At 69.0% G+C, this 25,018-nt stretch carries 18 protein-coding genes; 14 read left to right on the top strand and 4 right to left on the bottom strand.

Features of this window, described 5'->3' with window-relative positions; translation table 11 throughout:
* Positions 1-15 precede the first annotated feature (15 nt).
* The 11 genes from HDA40_RS38590 to HDA40_RS38545 all read left to right on the top strand — a co-directional run bounded on the left by HDA40_RS38590 (position 16) and on the right by HDA40_RS38545 (position 12,389).
* Positions 16-957 (top strand): ABC transporter substrate-binding protein, encoded by a 942-nt coding sequence (locus HDA40_RS38590; protein WP_372503213.1) that lies wholly within the window; start codon positions 16-18, stop codon positions 955-957.
* Between the two features lie 62 nt (positions 958-1,019).
* Positions 1,020-2,558 (top strand): sugar ABC transporter ATP-binding protein, encoded by a 1,539-nt coding sequence (locus HDA40_RS38585; protein WP_253763022.1) that lies wholly within the window; start codon positions 1,020-1,022, stop codon positions 2,556-2,558.
* On the top strand, positions 2,555-3,622 hold the full coding sequence (locus tag HDA40_RS38580) for an ABC transporter permease (protein WP_253763021.1): 1,068 nt from the start codon (positions 2,555-2,557) through the stop codon (positions 3,620-3,622). The genes HDA40_RS38585 and HDA40_RS38580 overlap by 4 nt, the downstream gene beginning before the upstream one ends.
* Complete coding sequence (gene yjfF / locus HDA40_RS38575; RefSeq protein WP_253763020.1) at positions 3,619-4,599, top strand: galactofuranose ABC transporter, permease protein YjfF; 981 nt, start codon at positions 3,619-3,621, stop codon at positions 4,597-4,599. The genes HDA40_RS38580 and yjfF overlap by 4 nt, the downstream gene beginning before the upstream one ends.
* Positions 4,600-4,890: 291 nt before the next feature.
* Positions 4,891-6,399, top strand: a complete 1,509-nt coding sequence (locus HDA40_RS38570; RefSeq protein WP_253763019.1) for a family 43 glycosylhydrolase — start codon at positions 4,891-4,893, stop codon at positions 6,397-6,399.
* Between the two features lie 218 nt (positions 6,400-6,617).
* Complete coding sequence (locus HDA40_RS38565; protein ID WP_253763018.1) at positions 6,618-6,842, top strand: hypothetical protein; 225 nt, start codon at positions 6,618-6,620, stop codon at positions 6,840-6,842.
* A gap of 208 nt (positions 6,843-7,050) precedes the next feature.
* On the top strand, positions 7,051-7,140 hold the full coding sequence (locus HDA40_RS42665; RefSeq protein ID WP_372503212.1) for an SEC-C metal-binding domain-containing protein: 90 nt from the start codon (positions 7,051-7,053) through the stop codon (positions 7,138-7,140).
* Between the two features lie 129 nt (positions 7,141-7,269).
* Positions 7,270-8,307 (top strand): DNA polymerase IV, encoded by a 1,038-nt coding sequence (locus tag HDA40_RS38560; protein ID WP_253763017.1) that lies wholly within the window; start codon positions 7,270-7,272, stop codon positions 8,305-8,307.
* Between the two features lie 69 nt (positions 8,308-8,376).
* A complete protein-coding gene (locus HDA40_RS38555; RefSeq protein ID WP_253763016.1) occupies positions 8,377-10,851 on the top strand; it encodes a LuxR C-terminal-related transcriptional regulator in 2,475 nt (824 codons plus the stop codon).
* 193 nt (positions 10,852-11,044) lie between these two features.
* Complete coding sequence (locus HDA40_RS38550; protein WP_253763015.1) at positions 11,045-11,596, top strand: hypothetical protein; 552 nt, start codon at positions 11,045-11,047, stop codon at positions 11,594-11,596.
* A gap of 178 nt (positions 11,597-11,774) precedes the next feature.
* Positions 11,775-12,389 carry a hypothetical protein gene (locus tag HDA40_RS38545; protein WP_253763014.1) on the top strand — a complete coding sequence of 205 codons (615 nt, stop codon included), beginning with the start codon at positions 11,775-11,777 and terminating at the stop codon, positions 12,387-12,389.
* Between the two features lie 35 nt (positions 12,390-12,424).
* Here the strand turns inward: HDA40_RS38545 and HDA40_RS38540 are convergent, their stop codons facing one another.
* A complete protein-coding gene (locus HDA40_RS38540; protein WP_253763013.1) occupies positions 12,425-12,793 on the bottom strand; it encodes an Imm32 family immunity protein in 369 nt (122 codons plus the stop codon).
* 84 nt (positions 12,794-12,877) lie between these two features.
* On the opposite strand from HDA40_RS38540, the gene HDA40_RS38535 reads away from it, so the two are divergent.
* Both HDA40_RS38535 and HDA40_RS38530 read left to right on the top strand, forming a co-directional pair.
* Positions 12,878-13,849, top strand: coding sequence for a helix-turn-helix domain-containing protein (locus HDA40_RS38535; protein ID WP_253763012.1), 972 nt, complete (start codon positions 12,878-12,880; stop codon positions 13,847-13,849).
* Between the two features lie 134 nt (positions 13,850-13,983).
* Entirely contained in the window at positions 13,984-19,200 is a 5,217-nt protein-coding gene (locus HDA40_RS38530) for a S8 family serine peptidase (RefSeq protein WP_253763011.1), read from the top strand.
* A 49-nt stretch (positions 19,201-19,249) separates the two neighbouring features.
* Here the strand turns inward: HDA40_RS38530 and HDA40_RS38525 are convergent, their stop codons facing one another.
* Together HDA40_RS38525 and HDA40_RS38520 are read right to left on the bottom strand one after the other, a co-directional pair.
* A complete protein-coding gene (locus HDA40_RS38525) occupies positions 19,250-20,977 on the bottom strand; it encodes a cellulose binding domain-containing protein (protein ID WP_253763010.1) in 1,728 nt (575 codons plus the stop codon).
* Positions 20,978-20,993: 16 nt separating this feature from the next.
* On the bottom strand, positions 20,994-22,427 hold the full coding sequence (locus HDA40_RS38520; RefSeq protein WP_253763008.1) for a glycoside hydrolase family 62 protein: 1,434 nt from the start codon (positions 22,425-22,427) through the stop codon (positions 20,994-20,996).
* Positions 22,428-22,770: 343 nt separating this feature from the next.
* Here HDA40_RS38520 and HDA40_RS38515 point away from each other — a divergent pair, with 343 nt between their 5' ends.
* Positions 22,771-23,877: a hypothetical protein gene (locus HDA40_RS38515; protein ID WP_253763007.1), complete on the top strand. Its 1,107-nt coding sequence runs from the start codon at positions 22,771-22,773 to the stop codon at positions 23,875-23,877.
* Position 23,878: 1 nt separating this feature from the next.
* On the opposite strand, the gene HDA40_RS38510 is transcribed toward HDA40_RS38515, so the two are convergent.
* Complete coding sequence (locus HDA40_RS38510) at positions 23,879-24,898, bottom strand: LacI family DNA-binding transcriptional regulator (RefSeq protein ID WP_253763006.1); 1,020 nt, start codon at positions 24,896-24,898, stop codon at positions 23,879-23,881.
* Between the last annotated feature and the right edge of the window lie 120 nt (positions 24,899-25,018).

Here is a 25,018-nt window from a genome sequence, read left to right as displayed (position 1 = left end):
GTCCTGCTAGCCGCCGTGATCGCGGTTGCGGGGCTGGCCGCCTGCTCGAAGAAGGAGCCGGGCGGCAGCAGCGACGACGGCAAGCTCACCCTCGGCTTCTCTCAGGTGGGCGCCGAAAGCGGATGGCGTACGGCGAACACGAAGTCGGTCCAGGAAGCGGCGGCCGCCGCCGGCATCGACCTGAAGTTCTCCGACGCCCAGCAGAAGCAGGAGAACCAGATCCAGGCGATCCGCTCGTTCATCGCCCAGAAGGTCGACGTCATCGCCTTCTCGCCGGTGGTCGAGTCGGGCTGGGACGCGGTGCTCAACGAGGCGAAGGAGGCGAAGATCCCGGTCATCCTCACGGACCGCGCGATCGACTCGCCCGACACCTCGCTCTACCAGACCTTCCTGGGCTCGGACTTCATCAAGGAGGGCAACCTCGCCGGCGAGTGGCTGGTCAAGCAGTACGAGGGCAAGACCGACCCGGTGAACATCGTCGAGCTGCAGGGCACCACCGGTTCCGCGCCGGCCAACGACCGCAAGAAGGGCTTCGGCGACATCATCGCCAAGGACTCCAAGTTCAAGGTCGTGGCGTCGCAGACCGGTGACTTCACCCGGGCCAAGGGCAAGGAGGTCATGGAGGCCTTCCTGAAGGCGCACCAGGACATCGACGTGCTCTTCGCGCACAACGACGACATGGGCCTGGGCGCGATCGAGGCGATCGAGGCGGCCGGCAAGAAGCCGGGCATCGACATCAAGATCATCACGATCGACGCGGTCCACGACGGCATGCAGGCGCTGGCCGACGGAAAGATCAACTTCATCGCGGAGTGCAGCCCGCTGCTCGGCCCGCAGCTGATGGAGCTGGTCAAGAAGGTCAAGAACGGTGAGAGCGTCGAGAAGCGCATCGTCACCAACGAGACCACCTTCACGCAGGAGCAGGCCAAGGCCGCCCTGCCGGAGCGCAAGTACTAGGCCCGAGCGCGGGCGGGGTGGCGACGCCCCGCCCGCGTAGGCGGAGATTGGGAGTAGCGGCCATGAGCCAACCGGTCCTCACCATGACCGGGATCAGCAAGCAGTTCCCCGGCGTACGCGCGCTCGACGGGGTCGACTTCCGGCTGTTCCCCGGTGAGGTGCACGCCCTCATGGGCGAGAACGGCGCCGGCAAGTCCACCTTGATCAAGGTGCTCACCGGGGCGTACAGCATCGACTCCGGTGACATCGCGCTCGCCGGGCGTCCGGTGCGGTTCGGCAGTCCGCTGCAGGCCCAGCAGGCCGGGGTCAGCCCGGTCTACCAGGAGATCAACCTCTGCGCCAACCTCTCGGTCGCCGAGAACATCTTCATCGGCCGCCAGCCTCGAAAGTTCGGCCGCATCGACTGGACGGCGATCCGGCGGCGCTCCCGCGACCTGCTCCAGCGGCTGCGGCTCGACATCGACGTGACCGTCGCGCTGGGCACCTATTCGTTGGCCGTCCAGCAGATGGTCGCGATCGCCCGCGCGATCGACATCGAGGCCAAGGTGCTCATCCTCGACGAGCCCACCTCCAGCCTCGACACGACCGAGGTCCAGCAGCTGTTCGCGGTGATGCGCGAGCTGAAGGACGAAGGCGTCGCGATCCTGTTCGTCACGCACTTCCTCGATCAGGTCTACGAGATCGCCGACCGGATCACGGTGCTGCGCAACGGCCGCCTCGTCGGCGAGTACCCGACCGCCGAGCTGTCGCATGTGGACCTCGTGACCGCGATGATCGGCAAGGAGCTGACCACCCTGGAACAGCTCGAAGACCAGCCCCGGCCGGAACTGTCCGCGCTGGAGTCCGGCTTCCCCCTGGTCGAGACGGTGGAGCTGGGCCGCAAAGGCTCCATCGCACCGTTCGACCTCACCATCCACCCCGGCGAGGTGGTCGGCCTGGCCGGCCTGCTCGGCTCCGGGCGTACCGAGGTCGCGCGGCTGCTGTTCGGCGCCGATCGCGCCGACCACGGCCGGCTCCAGCTCAACGGCACGCCGGTCACCCTGCGCAGCCCCCGCGCCGCGATGGCCCACGCCATCGCGTTCTGCTCCGAGAACCGCCGCACCGAGGGCCTCGTCGAGGAGCTCACGGTCCGGGAGAACATCGTCCTCGCACTTCAAGCGGTACGCGGATGGACGCGCCCGATTCCGCGACGCACGCAGGACGAACTGGTCGCCAAATACATCTCGGCGTTGCAGATCCGTCCCTCCGACCCGGACCTGCCGGTGCGCAACCTGTCCGGCGGCAATCAGCAGAAGGTGCTGCTGGCCCGCTGGCTCATCACCGAACCGAAACTGCTCATCCTCGACGAGCCGACCCGGGGCATCGACGTCGGTGCCAAGGCCGAGATCCAGAAGCTGGTCGCCGGACTGTCCCGCGACGGCCTCGCGGTGCTATTCATCTCGGCCGAACTCGAAGAGGTGCTGCGGCTGAGCCACAAGGTCGGCGTACTGCGGGACCGCAAACTCGTCGCCCAGCTGGCCAACACCGACGACCTCGACGCCGATCGCGTCCTGCAGACGATCGCGCACGGAGCGGATGTCTCACCAGGAGCTGCAGCATGACTCGTCTAGCCACGGCGGCCCGCACCGCCGCGACCCACCGCCTGTTCTGGCCGGCCCTGGTACTCGCCGTCCTCGTGCTGGGCAATGTCGCGTTCACGCCCAACTTCCTGCACATCGAGGTACGCGCAGGCCACCTCTACGGCAGCCTGATCGACATCCTGCGACTGGGCGCGCCGCTGGTCGTCGTGTCCCTCGGGATGACCGTCGTCATCGCCACCCGGGGCATCGACCTGTCGGTCGGCTCGACCATCGCCATCAGCGGCGCGCTCGCCTGCCTGGTGATCAGCGACCAGGGCGACCAGAACTCGGTCGGCGGCGTACTGGTCGCCGTCGGGCTGGCCCTGGCGTTGTCACTGGTGCTCGGCCTGTGGAACGGCTTCCTCGTCGCCGGGATCGGCATCCAGCCCATCATCGCCACGCTCATCCTCATGGTCGGCGGCCGGGGCATCGCCCAGCTCATCACCGACGGGCAGATCATCACCGTCAACAGCGACCCCTACGAGCTGATCGGCGGCGGATACCTCGCGACGCTCCCCTTCTCCGTGCTCGTGGCCGTCGTCATGATCGCCGTCACCGCTGTCCTGGCCCGGCGCACTGCGTTGGGCGTACTCATCGAAGCGACCGGAGGCAACGCGGAGGCCAGCCGGCTCGCGGGCATCCGGGCCCGCGGGATCATGGTCATGGTCTACCTGTTCTGCGGCCTATGCGCGGGCATCGCGGGCCTGATGATCAGCTCGAACGTGCACAGCGCCGACGGCAACAACGCGGGCCTGTGGTACGAGCTGGACGCGATCCTGGCCGTCGTGATCGGCGGGACGTCGCTCGGCGGCGGGCGGTTCTCGCTCGGCGGCACCGTCCTCGGCGCGCTCATCATCCAGGCGCTGTCGACGACCGTCTACACCGTCGGCATCCCGCCGGAGACGACGATGCTGTTCAAGGCGGTCGTCGTGACGATCGTGTGCCTGATCCAGTCCCCCGCGTTCCGGGCCAAGGTCTTCGGGCGGCGCCCGCGATCCACCCCGGCGACGCCGTCCGAGCCCGCCAAGATCGAGGTGCCCGCATGACCACCGTGCCCGTCCGACAGCGATGGCGGCCGCAGGAGCGGCACATCCCGGTGCTCGCGACGCTGGGCCTGCTGGCCCTGATGTACGGGCTGGGCTCGCTGCGCTACATCGGCTTCAACGACCCGCAGATAATCCTGAACGTCTTCATCGACAACGCGTTCATCCTCGTGGTCGCGGTCGGCATGACCTTCGTGATCCTGACCGGCGGCATCGACCTGTCGGTCGGCTCCGTCGTCGCCCTGACGACGATGCTGACCGCGGTGCTGCTGGAACAGGCACACTGGCCGGTGCCGCTGGTGATCCTCGCCGGGCTGGCGGTCGGCGCCGCACTCGGCTTCGGCATGGGCTGCATCATCCACTTCTTCGAGATCCAGCCGTTCATCGTCACCCTCGCCGGGATGTTCCTCGCCCGCGGCATCTGCTACGCCATCAGCACCTCCTCCATCCCGATCAACGATCCCTTCTGGACCTACATGGGCAGGTCGCTCAAATTCGGGTCGCTGAAAGTGACCTGGAGCGTGCTCATCGCCGTCGCGGTCGTCGTGATCGCAGCGCTCGTGCTGGCGTTCACCAAACTCGGGCGCGACGCGTACGCTGTCGGCGGCAACCCGCAGTCCGCGCTGCTCATGGGGCTACCCGTCGGGCGTACGCGCATCGCCGTCTACACGATCAGCGGCCTGTGCTCGGCGCTGGGCGGCGTCCTGTTCACCTTCTACCTGCCGTCAGGCAACAGCCTGCACGCCATCGGCATGGAGCTGACCGTGATCGCCGCCGTCGTCATCGGCGGTACGCTGCTCACCGGCGGCACCGGTTACGTCTGGGGCACCGCGCTCGGCGTACTGGCGCTGGGCCTGATCCAGACCATCATCACCTTCGAGGGAACCCTCTCGTCGTGGTGGACCAAGATGGTCATCGGCATCCTGCTGTTCGTGTTCATCCTGCTCCAGCGGCTCATCGCCGCCCGCCGCCCCACCTAACCCCCCGCCATGATCGTCGGCTGCCGACGTTCATGGCGGTTCCGCCCCCATGATCGTCGGCCTCCGACGTTCGTGGCGGTTCCGACCTCCATGATCGTCGGTAGCCGACATTCGTGGGCCGTTTAACGTGTTGATCGTCGGCTCCCGACGATCTCCCCGCAGTATTTCGATATCAGTTGATGTACTGATATAGTGGGACAACCACAGCGGTGTCCGGGTAGGCAGCCGGTTCTGGAGGCCTTCACCGCGAGGCTTGTCAGCTTCCGCCTACCCGCCGAAGGATGTGGACCGATGCGAAGTCCCCGCCGCCTGTCCCTGCTCGCCGTACCGCTGATGGTGCTGGCGAGTCTCGGATTCCCGACGCCCGCCCAGGCGATCGTCACGTTCAGCAGCACCGCCGTGAATCAGAACGGCGGCAACTGCGTGGACCTGCCCAACGGCTCCGCCACCAACGGAGTGCAGCTGCTGCAGTACGGCTGCAACTCCGGCACGAACCAGACCTTCACGTTCACCCCGGTGTCCGGCTCCACGGATCTCTACACCATCAACACCCTCAACGCCGGCAAGTGCGTCGACGTCTACGGGGCCTCCACCGCCGACAACGCCACCATCATCCAGTGGAGCTGCCACGGCGGTACCAATCAGCAGTGGCGGCTGACCGCCGTGACCGTCAGCGGCACCGACAAGACGTTCAACGTCGTCTCGGCCAGCTCCGGCAAGTGCATCGTCCCGAACGGCGGCTCCTCCGCGTCGAACACCGGACTGGTGCAGCTGCCGTGTAGCACCGCCACCAGCCGGGTCTGGCGACTGCCCGGATTCAACGGCGGCACCACGCCGACACCGGGCACGTTCACGAATCCGCTGAAGGCGCAGGGCCCGGACCCTTGGCTGACCTATTACAACGGCTACTACTACCTGGCCACGACCACGTGGAACCGCACCATCACGATGCGCAAGGCGACCACGCTGCGCGGCCTGGCCAGCGCGACCGACCAGGTGATCTTCAACCTGACCAACCCCAACGGCGCGGGCACCATGTGGGCGCCGGAGTTCCATCTGCTCAACGGCCCGAACGGGCAGCGCTGGTACCTGTATTACGTCGCCGGAGTAGAGCCCTACAACCTCGGCACCCAGCGCATCCACGTCTTGGAGAGCTCCGGCCTCGACCCGATGGGCCCGTACGCCTTCAAGGCCGACCTGCTCGACCCGACCTCGGACAACACCTGGGAGCTGGACCCGAGCATCCTGCAGCTCAACGGCAACCTCTACCTGCTGGGCACCTACTACAACGGTTCCCAGCCGATGTTCATCCGCCAGCTGAGCAACCCGTGGACCGCGGCCGGAACACGGCGACTGCTGTCCACACCCACCTACAGCTGGGAGACGGTCGGCGGCGCGGTCAACGAAGGCGCCGAAGTCATCCAGCACGGCGGCAAGACGTTCATCGTCTACTCCGCGAGCCACTGCTCCACCCCGGACTACAAACTGGGCCTGCTCACCTGGAACGGAGGCGACCCGCTCAACTCGTCGTCCTGGGTCAAGTCCGCGAACCCGATCTTCACCCGCAACAACGCCGCCGGAGTGTACGGACCAGGCCACAACGGGTTCTTCAAATCCCCCGACGGCACCGAAGACTGGATCGTCTACCACGCCACCACTTCGTCCGCCGGCAACTGCGACCTGAACCGGTCGACACGGGCGCAGAAGATCTCGTGGAACGCCGACGGGACGCCGAATTTCGGTACGCCCGTCGGACTCGGGGTGAGCCTCACCGCCCCTTCAGGTGAACCCACCTCCTGACCCTCTCCCGCTTCCCCCTCCCCGCTCGTCCTTTCGGGCTGGATCAGGGTTCTGGTCGAATCTTGCGCCATGATTCGACCCAGAACCTTGATCTGGCTGGGTTCACGATCGGGCTGCCAGGTCTCATCAGCCGCCGTCGTGATCATGTGACCACGGGCACATGATCTTGCCGGTCAAGGCTCTAGGCTTCCGGCCATGGATTGCCGTGGAGTGCAATGATGAGCGTCGGATACTTCGCTGACGGGGCGCGACAGAATCTAGGCCCCATCGTGGTCGGCGTACTCGCGTTGGTCTGTGGCGGGATCATTCTTGTGCGGGCGCGCTCACTCGCCGATCGGCGCGGCGACGCCGGACCGACGAGATTCTCCGGCGCGATCGTCGTCCTCGTGGGTGCCGTCCTGACGGCGTTCGGCGTCGTCCGGGCTGTCGTGGAGCTTCAATAGGTCGGCGGAGCGCCCTGGAAATCGGGTGGCTTCGGCGTCACCGCAAGCCATATCGTGCGTAGCTCAGCCGAGATCTTGGGAGGTCGCCATGCGCCAGTATGAGAACGTCGAGCCGTCCTTTTGAGCCGACCAGCAAACGCCGCCGGGGGTACCCTCTAGCGAAACCCAGGTCAAGCGGGGTGTACGCGTCGTCGGGCACGACACCGAGCTGGTCGAGAAGCTCGGCGGCAAGGACCCCTGTCCGTGTGGTTCCGGGCGGCGGTTTCCGCCGGTGCTGCCGGGCCGGCGGCCGCTATGACGACACCAACGGCCACTACTACGTACGCGACTGATCGCGTGATCCCGGGAGACGGTCACCCCGTTCGGGGTTCACGCTCGTCACGCGATTCGCGAAGTGTCCGCCGGATCAAGTGGGAACAATGGCTGTATGGCCGGGTGGGTCCTGCATCTCGACATGGACCAGTTCATCGCCGCCGTCGAACTCCTTCGGCGGCCCGAACTGCGTGGGCGCCCGCTGGTCGTCGGTGGGGACGGAGACCCGACCAAGCGGGGTGTCGTCAGCACCGCCTCCTACGAGGCTCGGGCTTTCGGCGTACATTCCGGTCAACCGCTGCGGACCGCCGCGCGCCGTTGCCCTGACGCCGTCTTCCTGCCGGTTGACCGGCAGGCGTACGAGGTGGCCTCCGCTTCGGTGTTCGCGACCCTGCGCGGCTCCGGCGCGGTGGTCGAGCCGCTGGGCTGGGATGAGGCGTTCCTGAGCCACGAGGCCCTCCGGCGAGTACCCGACCCGGAGGTGTTCGCGCGCGAGATTCAGCGCCGCGTACGCCTGACGACCAGGCTGGACTGCAGCATCGGCATCGGCCAGACGAAGCTGCAGGCGAAGATCGCGACCGGCTTCGGCAAGCCGCACGGCGTGTTCCGGCTGACCGCCGCGAACTGGTTCGGGGTGCTCGGCGATCGGGGCACGGACGTGCTGTGGGGCATCGGCCCGAAGACGGCTCGGAAGCTCGCGGAGCTTGGCGTCCACACGGTACGCGAGTTGGCCGCGACGAACCCCGCCGAGCTGACCGTGGCCTTCGGGCCGGCCACCGCGCCGTGGCTGTGGCGGTTGGCCAACGGCGGCGACGATTCGCCGGTGACCGGCGAGGTCTGGGTGTCGCGGTCGGCCGGTCAGGAACACACCTTTCAGGAAGATCTCACCGACTGGGCCGACGTACGCGACGAGGTCGCCCGCATGGCGGCCGACGTCGGACGAGCAGCACTCGCCGACGGCCGAGACGTCAAGCAGGTCGTGGTGAAGGTGCGCTACGCCCCGTTCCTCACCGAGACGCATGGGCGGACCCTGTCCGAGCAGCCGGCCGGCGAGGCGGCGATCGTCGAGGCGGCGATGACGGCCCTGGATCGGTTCGAGCGTCGGCGCCCGGTGCGGTTGGTCGGCGTACGCGCGCTGTTTCGGCCCGACTAGCACTCAGGTGGCAGTCCCATCCGGCGTACGCCGGGCGACGAATTCCTCCTGACGACGGGAGGAGCCGGGATGTGGCCGTTTCACGGTCGGGACGCCGAGGTGGTGAGCGTCGGGCAGGCGCTCGGCCAACGGGTGACGGTATTGATCACAGGACCGCCCGGGCAGGGGAAGTCCCGGCTTGCTTGGGAGTGCGTGTCCGGTGTGGACGGGGCGGCGTACTGGGTGACGGCGACGAGAGCGGCGGCGGCGATTCCGCTGGCTGCGGTGTTGCCGCTCATCCCGCCCGACGCCGTACTCGCTGATCGGACGCACGTTCTGCGTGCGGCGGAACAAAGGTTCCGGCGGGAATCGGCCGTCATCGGCGTCGACGACGCGCCCGTGCTGGACGAGGCGTCGGCCGCGCTGCTGGCCCATCTGAGCCGGGCGGGGCTGGCTCGGCTCGTGCTCACCGCGCGGTCCGGGGAGGCGCTCCCGGACGCGCTCGCCCCGCTGATCGGCGAGGTCGTCGAGCTGCCGCCGTTGCCGGAGGACGCCGTCGACCACCTGATCGATCATGCGAGTGCTGTCCGCGTACCAGTGAAGACGCGGCGCCGGTTGCATCGACTGGCCGGCGGAAACCCGCTGGCCCTGCGGGAGTTGTTGCACGGTGCGCGGCCGGGCGGGCTCGCGGACCTGGTGACCGCGCGGCTGGCTGGGCTGCGCGAGGCCGGACGGAACACGATCGAGTTCGTGGCGTGTGGCGAGCCGCTCTCGTTCGGCCTGCTGGAGCGGTTGGTGGGGGTCGACGCGATCAGCGACGCCGAGGACAGTGGACTGATCATTGTGGAGCGCTCCGGCTCGCGGCGCGTCGTCCGTCTTGGACACCCGCTCTACGGCGAGGTGCTGCGTGCGGGCCAGACAGTGTCGCGCGCGACGCGGACCTACCGCCGGCTCGCGGGCGCGCTGCTGGCCTCGCCGCTGCGCCGGCACGGCGACGCGCTCCTCGCGGCCCTGTGGCAGGTCGAAGGTGGACACATAACCCAGCCCCAACTGGTACGCACAGGGGCGCGACTGGCGATCGGGCATGCGGATCTGCAGCTCGCGGAGCGGCTGGCGCGCGCGGTCCGGGACGTCGATCCGGGAGCCGAAGCCGACCGCCTGCTCGCCGAGATCGCCGTCTATCGGGGTCGCCTCGACGAGGCGAAGACATTGCTGGTCAACCCGCCCGACGGCGATCGTACGGAGTGGACGGTCACCCGAGCCGAGACGATGTATTGGGGTGACGGGGATCTGACCCAGGCACTGCATACCTTGGACTCTGCTGGCGGCGAGCCGCTCGCCCGTGGTTCCCGATCGTGGCTGCTGTTCTTCGATGGGCGCTGCGGTGAGGCGGCGTACTGGGCGGCCGGTGTGCTCGGCGACCCGGCCGCCGAGCCGAAGGCGACGGCCTGGGCCGGAGCAGCGGCGACGGCGGCCAACGGATTCCTCGGGCGGCTGCCTACCGCACGACAGGCGTACGCGACGGCTGCCCAGCGGATCACCGACCACACCGGACGACTGCCCTGGGCGCAAGTGGAGATCGACACCGGACTGTGCCTGGCGTACTTGGCCAGTGGGCGGCCCCGCGCCGCCGAAAAGCTCGCCCTGGCGGGCTACCGGACCGCGCTCGACGGCGGAGCCGCGATGATGGTCTGCGGCTGGGCCTTGTACGCCGGCCTGGCCGCCCTCGCCCGCGGCCATCACGAGACGGCCGAACGCCTGCTCGCCGAGGCGCAAGCCGGGTTCGACGTCGACGACACCTTCCGCCTGAGCCGCACGATCCGGGCCGCCCGCGCCGCAGCCGCCGCCCTCGCCGGACGCTCCGCGGCAGCGGACCTCATGGCAGCCGCCGACGAGCGGGCGCACCCGAGCGATCAGGTCTTCGAACCCTGGATCGAAGGCTGGCGCGCCTGGGTCGAGTACGCCACCGGCGACCTGGCCGCCGCCGTCGAAGCCACCCGGCGATCGCACGACCTCGCCGACAGGGCCGGTATGCCGATCGTCGCCGCGCTCGCTCGCTACGACCTCGCTCGGCTCGGCGTACACACTCCGCCGCCCGCCGGCCGGGGCTCACCTGTTGGCGGGTTGGTGGGCTTGTTGGATCGCGCTGCCGCCGCGTTGGCCGACCCCGACGCGGCGGACCGCCTCGAACAGGCGGCGCGGTCGCTGGCCCGACGCGGCTACGACCTGCATGCCGCTGAGCTGTGGCGTACGGCGGCTCGACGGCACCGGAGGCGTCAGCGGTGGGCCGAATCCGACCTCGCCCAGGCCGCCGGATCCGGCCTGCTCGAGGCTGCGCGTTCGGGCCTCGCGGAGGCGAAGACGCCGCTCATGCGCGCCGGGGAGAACACTTCCCTGCTCACCTTCCGCGAACGGCAGGTGCTGCTGCTCGCGGCCGAGCACACCAGCGTCGCCATCGCCGCCCAGCTCGGGCTGGCGGTGCCGACGGTGAACAACAACCTGGCTCGGGCGTACCAGAAGCTCGGCATCCGCGGCCGCGCCGACCTGCGCCGCCTGCTGCGCTGACCTCGCTGATCCACGGTGGCCTCGGCGCGACTTTCGCCCTGGTGGTGTCGTCAGGGGCCGATTTCGACATCGGCAAGGCGAAAGATCGCCTGCCCGGCGGTTAGCTGCATTCATCTACCTCGCTTCCGGAGGCGCTCCTAGCGTCGAGGCCAGTCCCGCCGCACAAGGTGGGGCATGACCACCTGGAGGGTCCATGAAGCTGCACCGACGACTGGTCGCCCGCGTGGCGGCGCTCATCATGGGGCTGACGGCCGCCACCGTCGGTCTCGTAGCCGCGCCGCCGGCCGCGTACGCCGCGTCCTGTCAGACCGACGCCCACGTCTACTTCATCTACTACGGCTCGCTGTACGTGAAGACGGAGTACGACCCGGTGGATGGCGGAACCTACGACTTCCACCTCTACTACAACACGAGCTACACCTTCCAGCTCGGCGGCAACGGCATAGAGCCCAGCACCACGCCCCGGTGGGAGGCCTTCCGGCCGGACAACGGCTACGTCGGCTCCAATGAGAGCTCGACGGCCAGCGGCAACTGTGTCTCCAACCAGAAGTCCTTCAGCGTCTCCGCCGGACCCGGTGAGGTCTTCACGTACAAGGCGAACTACGTGAAGGGCAACCACGACGGTGAGGTACGCGGCCAGGCACACTTCCGGCTGTTCTTCGACACCGCACCGCCGGTCAGCGACCCCGACCCGGATCCCAACGACCCGTGTCCGGGTGTGCGGATCTGCCCGATCGAATACTGACCGGGTACGCGGCGGGGCCGGGAGCGGTCCCGCCGCACGGCTTCTGGCGACCGCGAAAGTCCGGATCGGACCCGGACTCGCGGTCATTGACGACCATGGCAGAATCACCCGGGGCCGCCCGCATTCGGCCTAGACCAGTATCGCTTTCACATCGCCGTGTCCTGGGAGTCCGAAGCTCGTGAGCGTTGAACCCACGTCGTCGCCGGAGTCGGCCAAAGGCTCGTCCTTCTGGACGTCGCTGCCCGGCCTGCTCACCGCAATCTCCGGTCTGCTGACCGCACTCGTCGCCGTCGGCGCGTTCCTTTACCAGGTCGCCGGGTCCGACAAGGACGACTCCCCCGCTGCCGCCGCCGATACCTCGACATCCGCGAACCAGGTGGCCACGTCGCCGAAGCCCGCGCCGAGCCCGAGCGCGCCGGCCGGTGGCGCCGACGATGTGCTGTGGCACGACACGCTGCTGTTCTCCAACTACGGGATCGACTTCGACGAGCAGCCACCGGTCATCAAGCCGGAATACGGCGGCATGGACACCTACGACGCCGGGGGCAAGATCTCCTCCGCCGGCGGTTCCATGATCGCGAAGTGGGCCGGCTCCGCCGATCCGTCGGCCGCCGACTGCGCAGACCTGGTGACCCGGGAGGGCAAAGGCGTGTCCGCCAATTCGCCGGCCTATTTCAAGGGCGCGCGGTTCTGCATGCGTACCGGCGACTCGGGGTACATCGTGCTGATCAAGTTCGTCAGCGTGACGGGCGGCGAGGCGAAAATCGACGCGACCGTCTGGGCCCCCCGCTAACCGAGTTCAGCCCCGAGGGCGCTCAGGTCACGACGTCACGACCTGAGCGCCACCACCAGTGGCCGGGACGTAGGTGCCACATACTCATCTCCGGGGTACTCGATGTGCAGGTGATACGCCGAGTCGTCGGCATCGGCGACGCTTTCGATGTTCGCGGCCAGGAGTTCCAAGGCCCGCCCGCCGCCCTCAAGCCGCAGAGTGTCACCGTCCACCGAGACATGGACGGCCCCGCTGGTCAAGGTGACGGTCACGACCGACAGCGCCCGGTCATACGGAGCCGGATCGTCCCGCCGATCGAGAAGAATCGGCTCCCGCCCTCGCAGTCGCCGCGCCAGCCGCGACAGGTCCGCGGCCGTGCCGGACAGCTCGATCTCGCCCGTCGATTCGGCGTACAGCACATGCATCGGTCGTTCTCCTCGCCGGTCGACGTGCATCAGTATGCAGGATCGCGGCCCACGCGGACGGCACTCAGCCGCTAGCCTGTCGCGATGATCACCCCTGACGGGCCCCTCGACGCCGTCGGTGTCTCCGCGGCCGCCGTACGCGTCTATCGCGCGATGCTGCGCTCGCCGGGTCGCCCGGTGGACACCGGGTTGGCCGAGGAGGTCGGACTGCCCGGGGCTCGGCTGGCCGACCTGGTGGGTGAGCTGATTCAGGCCGAGCTGGTCGAGCGGGGCGAGGGCGGTCATCGGGCGCGGGATCCCAAGGTCGGGATCGCGGCGTTGGTCCGGGGCCGGCAGGAGGCGCTGGAGCAGGTGCTGCAGGCCGCGTCCGCATTGGCCGTCGAGTACGCCGAAGGCATCACCCGCAGCGAGCCGAGCCGGCTGGCCGAGGTGGTGGACGGCGAGCGGGCAGCCGTCGACATGATGATGGAGTTGGTGGGGTCGGCGACCCGTGAGGTCGCGGTGCTGGACGCGCCGCCGTATGTGGATCATTCCGCGTCGGCGAAGGCGGAGCAGTCGCTGTTCGATCGCAACATCCGTAATCGGGCCATCTATGCGACGGCCGCGTTGGAGTTGCCCGGACGGTATGACGTGATCATGGCGGCAATCCGGTCGGGCGAGCAGGCGCGGACGCTGGCCGACGTGCCGTTGAAGCTGATCGTGGTCGACGGCGTACGCGCGTTGCTGCCGTTGTCGGTGCGGGAGGGCCGGATCCGCAGCGTCATCGTGGTGCATCCGTCGCTGCTCTCCTCCGCGTTGGCGGCGTTGTTCGAGTCGCTGTGGGAGCGGGCCGCGCCGTTGCGGCCGGACACCCCGGGGCTGCCCGACGATCTGGACGAGGTCGATCGCGCGCTGCTGACGCTGCTCGGCTCGGGGCTCAAGGATGAGGCGATGGCCCGGCAGCTCGGCGTCAGCGCGCGTACGCTCGGCCGTCGGATCACGCGCCTGCTGGAGCGGCTGGGTGCGACGAGCCGGTTCCAGGCGGGCATTCAAGCCAGTCGACGGGGCTGGGTCTGACCGTCCTATCAGGGAACTGGCCGACTCCGGTCATTGACGGGGATCGGCCATCCATAGCTCTAGCGGATCTTGCCGCCGAGGGCGAATAGTCCCATCATGCCGCGAACCCCCCGCGGCGGGAAGGGACACTCCTCATGTCACGAAAGCTTCTGCGGCGGCTGAGTCTGCCGGTCGCTGTGGCCTTGCTGACGACGGTCGGGGCCGTAGCGTCGGCGCCCGTCGCCGCGACCGCCGCCGCCTCGACTGCCACCGTCGACCCGGCCGTCCGAGCCGATCTCGCCGCCGCCGGCCAGGCCACCTTCTTGGTACGCCTCAAGGGTTCCGTTGATCTGTCCGACGCGAATAAGCAGCGTACGCACGCCGGCAAGGCGAAGGCGGCGTACCGGGCGCTGACGGAGCACGCCGAAAACAGCCAGCGCGGGCTGCGTGAGCAGTTGGACAAGGCGAAGGCGAAGTACACGTCGTTCTGGATCGCCGACGAGGTCCGGGTCACCGGCGACGCGGCCGTCCTGGCGGCGATCGCGGCTAGATCCGATGTCGAGGCGATCACCGTCGAGAAGGTGTTCCAGCTTCCCGACACCGCCGCCGTCGACGCGACCGCGAGTACGCAGGCCGTGGAGTGGGGCATCGACCGCATCCGCGCCCCGCAGGTGTGGAGCGAGTACGGCACGACCGGCGAAGGCGTGGTCGTGGCGAACATCGACTCCGGGGTGCAGTTCGACCACCCGGCGCTGGCGGCCGCGTACCGGGGAACACTGGGCGCGGGCCGTTATTCGCACGACTACAACTGGTACGACCCGGCCGGGATCTGCCCGACCGCCGCGCCGTGCGACAACGCCGGCCACGGTACGCACACGATGGGCACGATGGTCGGCGCGGGCGGCATCGGCGTCGCGCCCGGTGCGAAGTGGATCGCCGCGAAGGGCTGCGAGACCGACTCGTGCTCGGAGTCGTCGCTGCTGCTGGCGGGTCAGTGGATCCTCGCGCCGACCGACAGCACCGGGGCGAACCCCCGGCCCGATCTCGCCCCGAACATCGTCAACAACTCGTGGGGCGGTGGGCAGAACGACCTCTGGTACGCCGACATGATCGCCGCGTGGCGGGCGGCCGGGATCTTTCCCGTCTTCTCCGCCGGCAACAGTGGCCCGGCTTGTGGCACCGCGAACTCGCCGGGCGACAACGCGGACGCGTACGCCGTCGGGTCGTTCACCTCCGCCAACACGATCTCCAGCTTCTCCAGCCGGGGGCCGTCGGTCGCCGGGCTGGCCAAGCCGAACATCGCCGCGCCAGGTTCCAACATCCGCTCGGCGTACCCGGGTGACGGCTACACCGCGATGAACGGCACCTCGATGGCCGCACCCCACGTCGCTGGCACGATCGCGCTGTTGTGGTCGGCCGCGCCGTCACTGGTCGGCGACCTCACGCGGACCACCGAACTGCTCGACTCGACCGCAGTCGACACGGCCAACCTCACCTGCGGCGGCACCGCCGCCAAGAACAACGTGTTCGGCGAGGGCCGCCTCGACGCGTACGCCGCGGTCGGCGCCGCGCCGCGCGGTGAGGTCGGCTCGGCGACCGGCACGGTCACCGACCCGGCTTCGGGCGATCCGCTGCCGGGCGTCACGGTCACCGCGACCTCCAGCGACACCACGCGTTCGGTGCGGACACTGGCCGACGGCTCGTATCAGATCTACCTGCCGGTCGGCGAGTACACCGTGACCGCGCATCTCTACGGCCGCGCCGACGCGCAGGCGACCGGCGTCGCCGTCACCGCCAACACGCAGAGCCGCCGGGACTTCGCGCTGGCCGCCGCACCGCAGCACGCGGTGTCCGGCCGCGTCTACGACGTCCTCGGTCGCCCACTGGCCGGGGCCGCCGTCCGGGTCTCCGGTACGCCGCTGGACGAGGCGACCACCGACGACCAGGGCCGCTACCGCTTCGCTGCGGTGGCCGAGGGGGCGTACGACGTCGTGGCGAGCCCGGCCGCACCGGTGCTGTGCAACGCGCCGATGTCGCGGTCGCTGACCGTGGACGCCGACGCGGCGCTGGACTTCGCCCTGCCCAATCGCACCGACCGGTATGGCTACACCTGCACGCCGTCCCGGGTGGACTGGGTCGACGCGCACGACCGGCTGCCGTTGAAGGGTGACGAGGACGTCGCCACCGTCGCGCTGCCGTTCCCGGTGACCTTTTACGGCGTCGAGCGGACCACGGCGTACGTGACGACCAACGGGCTGGTCAACTTCGCCGAGCCCCGGCTGGGCGACTACGCCAATACGATCCTGCCCGGCCTGGGCAACCCCAACGGGGTCGTCGCCGCGTTCTGGGACGACCTGATCATCGACGATCGGGCGAAGGTGCAGACCGCACTGCTCGGGCGTACCGGGGATCGCCGGTTCGTCGTCGAGTGGGACGACGCGCTGCTCGCCTCCGACGGGCGTACCCGGATCAGCGCCGAGGCGGTGTTCGCCGAGAACGGCGACATCACCCTCCAGTACCGCCAGCTCGGCGGCAACGCCGCCGCCCGGGGCGGTGGGGCGACGATCGGTCTGGAGAACGTCGCGGGCACCGACGGGCTGCGTTACGCGTACAACGAGGTCGTGCTGGAGCGCGACCAGGCGATCACTTTCACCGCCCCACTCGGGGTGACCAGCGCGAAGGACGCGACGGACCCGACCGGGCCGAGCGAGGCGCAGACAGCGCAGGCCGCGCGGCGGCTGGACGCGGCCGAGACCACCGCGGACACCGACGCCACCGCGGCGGCCACGACCACCGGGATGAAGGCCACCGGCTTGGTCGAGACCGTGCGCGGGGTTACCGCGACCAGCGCGCTGCCCGGCGGCGATCTGCTCGTCGTGCACAGCGGCGGGTCGGTCGCGCGGATGACCGCGGCGGGCGACACCGTGTGGCGGCGCGGCACCACGTCATTGCACACCGACTGGCAGGTCAGCCCCGTGCGGCCCTGGCAGATCGAGCCCTACTCCGCGCGGATCTACCTCGGTTACGGCCCGCTGAGCACCCTCGAACCTCAGTCGTACGCCGTGGGCGACGTGACCGGCGACGGAATCCCCGAGGTCGCGTTCCTGGCCGAGGTCGGGGCCTCCCCGTACCGGCCGTTCACGAAACCGGGTTCGGCCCTGAACACGGGCACGTTCCTGACCGTCCTGAACGGACAGACCGGGGCGACCCAGTGGTCCACCCTGCTGCCTGCCGCCTACCAGGTGGCCATCGCCGACGGCACCCTGGTGGCGACGGTGATCGCCGGATCGAACACGCAGACGCCGGCTGCACAGCAGACGGAGCTGCACGGCTGGCGGTTCACCCCGGGCATGACCGTCGATCGCGAGTGGACGGTCTCGACCGGTTCCCGGACGGCGGTCTTCACGACGCTGGACGCGGCCGGGCCGGGCCAGGTCGCCGCCGGGTGGATCGAGTCGTACCGCAACGCGACCGTGGTCAGCCACACGTTGCTGGTCGACAGTGTCTCCGGCGCGGTGCGCTGGGACGTGACCAACCCGGCGTACGCCCGGTTCCTGCGGGCCGACCCGTCGCGGAGCCGCCTGGTGGCGTTGGAGCAGCGGATCGGGCTCGACGGCGTGACCGTCGCGAGCGGCCGCTACGACCTGGTCACCTACGACCTGGCCACCGGGGCGCGGACGCTGCGCAGCAGCAGGGTCAACGCCCTGCCGACCAACCTCGTCGTCGCCGACGTCGCCGGGTCGGCCGCGCCGGAGTACGTCGTCAACGAGACGTTCTTCGACGGCACGATGTTCGTCAACACCACCCAGACCCGTGCGCTCGACGGCACCGACGGCAGCAGCGAGATCTGGGCGCGTACGGTCAAGCGGACGGGCTCGGCGGGCGACGGCCCGATCTCGCTCGGCCTCACGACCTCGGGGCGTACCGTCGTCGCCGGTCAGTGGGAACCGCGGGGTCTCGGCACCTCGGCCAACCGCACGGGCGACCGGGTGACCTCGGTCGTGGCCATGGACGGCCCCAACGGCACCGTCCGCTGGAGCACCACCGGCGACGTCGGCCAGCCCCTGGTGATGACCGCGCAGGCCGGTGAGGTCGTCGCGATCGCACAGAACCAGACGCTCTACCGGTACTCGGCCGGCGGCGGCCAGGTCACGCAGGCCACGCCGCTGATGGGCGACCTGGTGACGGCGGTGCCCGCCGACGTCAACGGCGACGGGGTGACCGACCTGGTCGTCGGCGGCGAATCGCGTGGCGTCTTCGCCCTCGACGGCGCATCCCTCGGGACGTCGGCGGCAGCGGCCGAGAACCCTGTCGTCTTGTGGCGACAGGTCACCGCCGGTCCGGTGCACCAACTGCAGTTGGCCGACGTGACCGGGGACGGCGTACCGGAGGTGGTCGTCGCCGCGACCGACGCCGCTCAGGTGCTCGATCCGCGCAGCGGAAGGGTACGCACGACGATCGCCGGGGACTACGTCTGGACGGTGACGGCGGCCGACCTCGACGGCAAGGCCGGAGCCGAGCTGGTCGTGCCGACCGACGCGCTGCGGGCGTATTCCAGCAGCGGCAAACGGCTGTGGACCCAGCGCCCGGCCGACGGCGTACGCCTTTCCAACGCGGTCGTCGCCGACGGGGCCGTGCTGGCCTCCTACAACACCGTCGGCGGGATCGACCTCTCCGCTCCGGCCGTGGGCGGGATCGCCGTCGACGGCGACTCCGGGAACGTGCGGTGGACGGTGACCCCGTCCGCGGTGGATGGACGGACGATCCGGGGTGCTCAGCTGTGGCAGGGCGTCGCCGCCGCGCCGACGCTGACGCTGTCCGAGGGGCGTTCGGTCGCGTTCACCTGGCTCACGGCTCCGGCCGGAGCGGTGACGGGGCCGACCCAGGTCGACCTGATGGACGCCCGGAACGGCAGCGTGGTCCAGACGTTCACCGACGGCGGCACGTTCACCCATCACGCGTACGCCTCCGGCCCGGCCGGGTTGCTGCAGATCCGATCGGCGGCGTTCACCCTGGTGACGCCGGACGGCACGGTGTACCACCGCAACCAGCTGCCGGTGCCGTACTCGGGAGGGTTCGCCCGGGGCGTCGGTGGGCAGTCGCTCGTGGTCACCGGCAACGAGGCGGGCGTGACCGTGTGGGACGCGTCCGTCCTCACCGGTCCGGCCAACTACCCGGCGACGCTGGCGAGCGACAGCACCTACATGACGGGCAACGTCGTCATCGCCGACCTCACCGGGGACGGTGTCGACGAGATCATCGGCCTGAACCAGGACATGATCGGGCTCGACAGCGTGACCGAGATGTCCGGCGGCGGCCTCTACCAGGCCGGCAACGAGCCGCACGGAATGGTGGTGTACGCCCTGTCCTGATGCCGTGAAGATGGGGCCGCACACCGGGCGTGTGCGGCCCCATTCCTGTTCAGAGCGTCAGGACGACGGTGGAGATGCTGCGGGCCGCGACGTTGACGCTGACCGTCGACCCGCTGACTGTGGTCGGCTGACCGGCCGCCGACTGGGTCTGCGAGGTGAGGTAGTGCTCCGCCTTCGTGATGGTCTGCGGAGCCTGGATCACGGCGTTGTTCACCGCGCTCGTCGACCGGTTGAGGATTACCAGGGTCAGCTTCCCGCCCCCGGCGTACGCCGTGATCTCGAGCGGTGAAGCCTTGGTGCTCTTGGTCAGGCCGATTCGCTGGTACCCCGGACGTACGTACTTCGAGTACTGCGAGAACGCGTACCCGCGCTTCAACGGAGCCCCGGCGGTGGTGCCGTAGGCGGCCTCACCGTCGCCGATGAAGGAGTAGAAACGCTTGCCGTACCACCAGATGTAGGCGCTCCAGTTGGCTTCCATCGACCGGTGCACCGTACGCATGATGTCGTCGAGCGTCTCGTTCCAGACCGCCTGGTTGGCGGGGTCGCCCCAGATGGCCGCGCCGCTGCCGTCAGCCGCGTGCAGGTTCCACTCGGTCATCCAGACCGGCTTGTTGTACTGGGCGGCCAGCGGGTACGGGCCCAGCCGCCCGGCCGACTCGGTGCCGTACAGGTGACCGCCGATGTAGCCGACGTTGGCGCGAGCGCACGCGTCGTTCAGAGCCGGATCGGTGTACCCGTAGTTGAGGTTCACCGCCTCGGCGACGAGCAACTTGGTGTTCTGCACCTTCGCGCCTTGAGCACACGCCCAGCTCGCCAGCTCTGTGCCGCTCCAGTCCATCGAGTCGTAGTCCGGATGCCAGTCCGGCTCGTTCTGCACCGAGGTGACGTCGATCGCGACGCCCTGCCCGCGCATGTACTGGACGTAGCTGTTCAAATGGTTCGCGTAGTCGTCGTAGTAGTCGGGCAACAGCTTGCCGCCGTTGGTCCGGCTGTTGTTCGACTTCCATGCCGCCGGGGCTGTCCACGGTGACGCCATGATCTTGACGTTCGATCCGTAGGACTTCGCCGTCTGCAAGGCGCTCACCTGCGTCGGCCATTCGCTGGAGACGGGCGAGATCCCGGTACGCACGATCGACAGGCCGAACTGGTTGGCGCCGAGCCCGACCAGGGTCTGAGTCTCCGCCGTCGACCAGGCCCCGCCCCAGATCGAGACCGCGGCCCCGAACCCGTCGATCAGCTGGTACTTGGTGGCGCTGTTCACCGTGATGTCCACCGGTCCGCTGCTCGGTGACGCGCTCGCGGAACCGCTGGGCGACGTGCTGGGCGATGTACTGGCCGAGGCGCTAGGTGAGGAACCGGGGCTACCGGTGCAGACCACGCCGTTCACCGCGAAACTGGTCGGGGCCGGGTTGCTCCCGGTCCACGAACCGTTGAAGCCGAACGAAGCCGTGCCGTTCGTGGCGATCGAGCCGTTGTAGCTGACATTCTTCGCGGTCACCGCCGCACCGCTCTGAGTCAGCGCGGTGTTCCAGTACTGGGTCACCGTTTGACCGGCACCGAAGGACCAGGTCAACGTCCAGCTCGTGAGCGGGTCGCCGAGATTGGTGATGGTGACGTTGGCCCCGAAGCCGCCCGTCCACTGCGACGACACGGCGTAGTTCACCGAGCAGCCGGCCGCAGCCGCCCCAGCCGGCAGCGCCACCGCGACGGCGGTGGAGGTCAGCAATGCCGCTGCGACCGACGCCACGACCGCGGCAGGCGTTCTGTGTTTCCGCATGATCCCTCCGCACGCCTTAGTTCTGTCGCGTCAGTACGCCGGGCCGGTACGGCAGCAGGCCGTAGTCGCCGCCGGAGCTGGGCGAGCGGCCCTGGTAGAGCAGCTGAAGGTTGCAGGGGTCGATCGTCATGGTCTGATCGGCGCTGCTGCGGATCAGCTCGCCATGACTGATGTCGTTGGTCCAGGTGGCGCCGCTGTTCGCCTTGCCGGCGAAGGGATTGGCCTCCGTGGCGGCTTGCGGCGTCCAGGTGCCGCCCAGGCTGGTGGCGGTGAACGAGCGGAAGTAGCGTCCGTTCGCGCCGATCGCCTCGACGATCATGAGGTACTGGTTCTGGCCCTGGACCTTGTAGACCTGCGGCGCTTCGAAGAGGTTGTTCGTCGTGTCACTCATGATCACCGTCGACGTCGTCCCGAAGTTGCCCGGGAAGTTGCCGATGGGCATGCTCGCCCGGTAGATCTTGCCGTTGTCGCCGGCGAAGAACAGGTACATCGTGGTGCCGTCGCCGATGAGCGTCTGGTCGATGGGTCCGGTGCCGGAACCGGTGATGGTCCCCGAGAAGAGCGGCTGCGCCGACGACCAGCCGTTGGCGTTGGTGGGATCGGTCGACGTCCGGTAGGAGAAGGCGGTCGCGCCCCACTGGTACGCGAGCACCCAGACGTTCTTCGGGGCGAAGTAGAACAGCGTCGGCGCGACCGTGCTGGACGACATGGTGTTCTGGCTGGCCGAGGCCATGTCCGACCAGTTGGTGAAGAGGCCGAAGTTCATCGAGCCCCACGTGGTTCCGGTGTCGTGGGTCGTCGCGTACACGAGATGCCTGCCGTTGTAGGGCACGGTGGTGAAGTCCTTCAGCGACACCCACCCGGCCTTCGGCGTGGCCAGCGAACCCGTCGAGGTCCAGCGATAGGTCGACGGCAGTACGCAGCTGGGCGGCGGCGTACTCGTGGGTGTGACGCTGGCCGTCGGCGTCGGGGAGGCGGTCACGGATGCGGTTGGCGAAGCAGTCGGCGACGCACTGCCGGTGCAGGTCACGCCGTTCATGGCGAAGCTCGCCGGGGCCGGGTTGCTGCCGGTCCACGAACCGTTGAAGCCGAACGAAGCCGTGCCGTTCGTGGCGATCGAGCCGTTGTAGCTGACATTCTTCGCGGTCACCGCCGCACCGCTCTGAGTCAGCGCGGTGTTCCAGTACTGGGTCACCGTTTGACCGGCGCCGAAGGACCAGGTCAACGTCCAGCTGGATACCGGATCGCCGAGGTTCGTGATCGTGACGTTGGCGCCGAATCCGCCTTGCCATTGCGACGAGACGGCGTACGCGACCGAGCAGCCCGCGGTCGCGGCGCCGGCGGGGAGGGCTGCGACGACCGCCGTGGTCGACGCCGTCGCGGCGACGGCTGCGGCAGTGATCGCGGCGAGCCGCGCCTTCTTCGATAGACGGGCAGCGTGGAGTCCCATGCGTGCTCCTTGAGTGTTCGGGCGATGATCTGGGCGGATCGCTCGCCCGGGACCGGTCGATGTGGATCAGTCCCTGCCGTGGATGTTCGTGCGGAGAGGACGAGGCCGGTCGGCCACTTCATGGGTAGCCGACGGCCAGGGATGTTAACGTTCACATTCGATATATTCGATGACATTGCCACAAGCCTCCGGCAACTTCAAGTGCTATCGACAGATCGGTGTCGATACCGATATCGCCGCCACTCCACCGTGCGAATCGACTGGACGAGACGCCCCCGGACATGGCATCTGTTATGGCGTGGCATCCGGCGTACTGCAACGGCTTCGCACTGACGGAGCGCCCTTGGCGCGCGACGTCGCCCTCAACGCGTCCGGCACCCTCGCCATGCTCATCGGCGGCTGGCTGATCGCCGCCGACCGCGGCGTCGCGCAGCTTCCGCGCTCCACGGGCTTCGCCGCGATCGCGGTGACGGTCGTGGTGGTCAGCGCCGCCGGGGCGGCCGTCCTGTTGACCTGGTGGGAAGAGAGCCCGCTGCTGGGCAAACTTCGAGACCTCGGCGTCAACGTCGTCGCGAACCTGTTCGCCGCCGCGCTCGTCTGGCTACTCCTGCTGGTCACCGGCCGGGTAGGACCCGGTCCGGAGATGGTGATCGCGGCGGCCCTGCTCGTCGCACTGCCCCTGCTGATCTGGTTCAAGTTCGCCCGGGACGTGGGGGTCAATCTCCTCAGCACCGTAGTGGTGCTCAGCGGCTCCTGGCTGCTGGCGACTGCCGACGGCTCGGTGCGGAGCAGCCTGCCGATCACCCTCGCCGCCGTGGCGGGCGTACTACTCCCGGCGGCCGCGCTGATGATCATGGTGGCGGTCGACGTGCGGACGGCCCGGCGGCACACGGATCGCGCCGCGCTTCTCGCCCGGACCGTCTCGGTCGAACTCGCGGCCAATCTGGTCGCAGCGGCGGCCGTCGCCCTCGCCCTGGCGGCCTTCGGCCTCCTGCGGATCGACACGGCGATGGCGTTCCTGGCGATGCAGTTCGTGATGACACCGGTGATGATCCTGTTGCTGGAGGTGGCTGAGGAGTTCGAGTTCTACGGCGCCAACATCGTCACCTTCGCGCTGTTCCAAGGGCTCCGTGGCCTCACCTACCTCCTGCTCGTAGCGGTCTTCGCGGGATTCCCCATCGCCGTCTGGAACCTGCTCGGCAAGCCGGACCTGCGCTGCTTCGCGCTGCTCGCCGTCCTCGGTCTCGTCCAGCTCTTCCGGGTCACCTCGCGACGGCAGCAGGAGCACGGCGAGAGGGATCCCGTGTATCAGCGGCTCAACGTCGCGCTGGCGCTCGCCCTCAATCCGGTGTGGACGACCGCGGACGTCGCCATGGTCGACATCATCACGTCGCCTGGCACCCCGGGCTGGGTACGCGACATATTCGAAGTCCTCTTGTACACGATCTGAGTCAGGCGGCGAGGCCCGTGGACTCGCGGACGACCAGGCGACACGGTTGCCGCAGCACCCCCGTGGTCGGGTTGCCGTCGAGCGCGGCGAACAGGTGCAGCACCGCCGTCGCTCCGAGCTGCTCCAGGTTGAGGTCCACAGTGGTCAGCGGGGGGCGGCAGTCGGCCGCCAGCACCTCCCAGTTGTCGTAGCCGACGACGGCCACGTCGTCGGGGACCCGGCGGCCCATCTCCTGCAACACCTGCAGCGCCCCGACGGCGATCTGGTCGTTGCCGCAGAACAGCGCGTCGGTGTCGGGGTGGGCGGTCAGCAGCTGCCGGGTGGCGTGGCGGCCCCAGCGCTGCGACCACTCGCCGTAGAGCGGTTCGCCGCCGACGAGGGTCAGGCCGTTTTCGGCCAGGACGGCGCGAGCGCCGGTGACGCGGTCCCGGGCCGCTCGATAGTGCTCCGGGCCCGTGATGTGCCCGATGCGGCGACGGCGCTGCGCGATCAGGTGCTCGATCACGAGCCGGGCGCCGCCCTCGTCGTCGGCCAGCAGCGACAGGTCGTCGGGATCGGTGGACTGGCCGTACACGTAGACGACCGGCACCGGGATCTCCCGGCCCAGCGACGGGCGGACGTCGTTGCTGTCCCCCACCACGATGAACCCGTCGACCTGCCGGGCGACGAGCGTACGGATGTAGTGCCGACGGCGGATGGCGTCGCCGCGGGCGTCGCAGAGCAGCACCGACATCTGCTCGTTGCCGAGCGCGTTCTCCGCACCGAGCAGGATGGGGATGGAGAACCGGCCGGCCAGCTCGTCGGTGAGCAGCCCGATGGTGCGCGTACGCCCGGAGATCAGGCCGCGGGCGAGCACGTTCGGCTGGAACGCCAACTGCTCGGCCGCCTGCAGTACGCGTTGCCGCGTGTCCGGCGCGACCTCCCCCTTGGCATTGAGGGCCTTCGAAGCGGTGGCGACCGAGACGCCCGCCAGCTGCGCCACGTCGGTGAGGGTCACCTGTTGCGACCGCCGTCTGCCCATCGAAAGCCTTTCGAATCGATTTCGAAGCTGCCCACAGCGTAATGACGTTGTCAATCCCCGTGATCTATCGATGTGCCGTTATCAGTTTGTCCCACAGAAGACGTCTTGCCGAAAAGGTTT

It is taken from the genome of Hamadaea flava, assembly GCF_024172085.1.
Taxonomy (GTDB): domain Bacteria; phylum Actinomycetota; class Actinomycetes; order Mycobacteriales; family Micromonosporaceae; genus Hamadaea; species Hamadaea flava.
The sequence above is the reverse complement of the archived record's forward strand: the minus strand, read 5'-3'. Positions and strand labels throughout refer to the sequence as shown.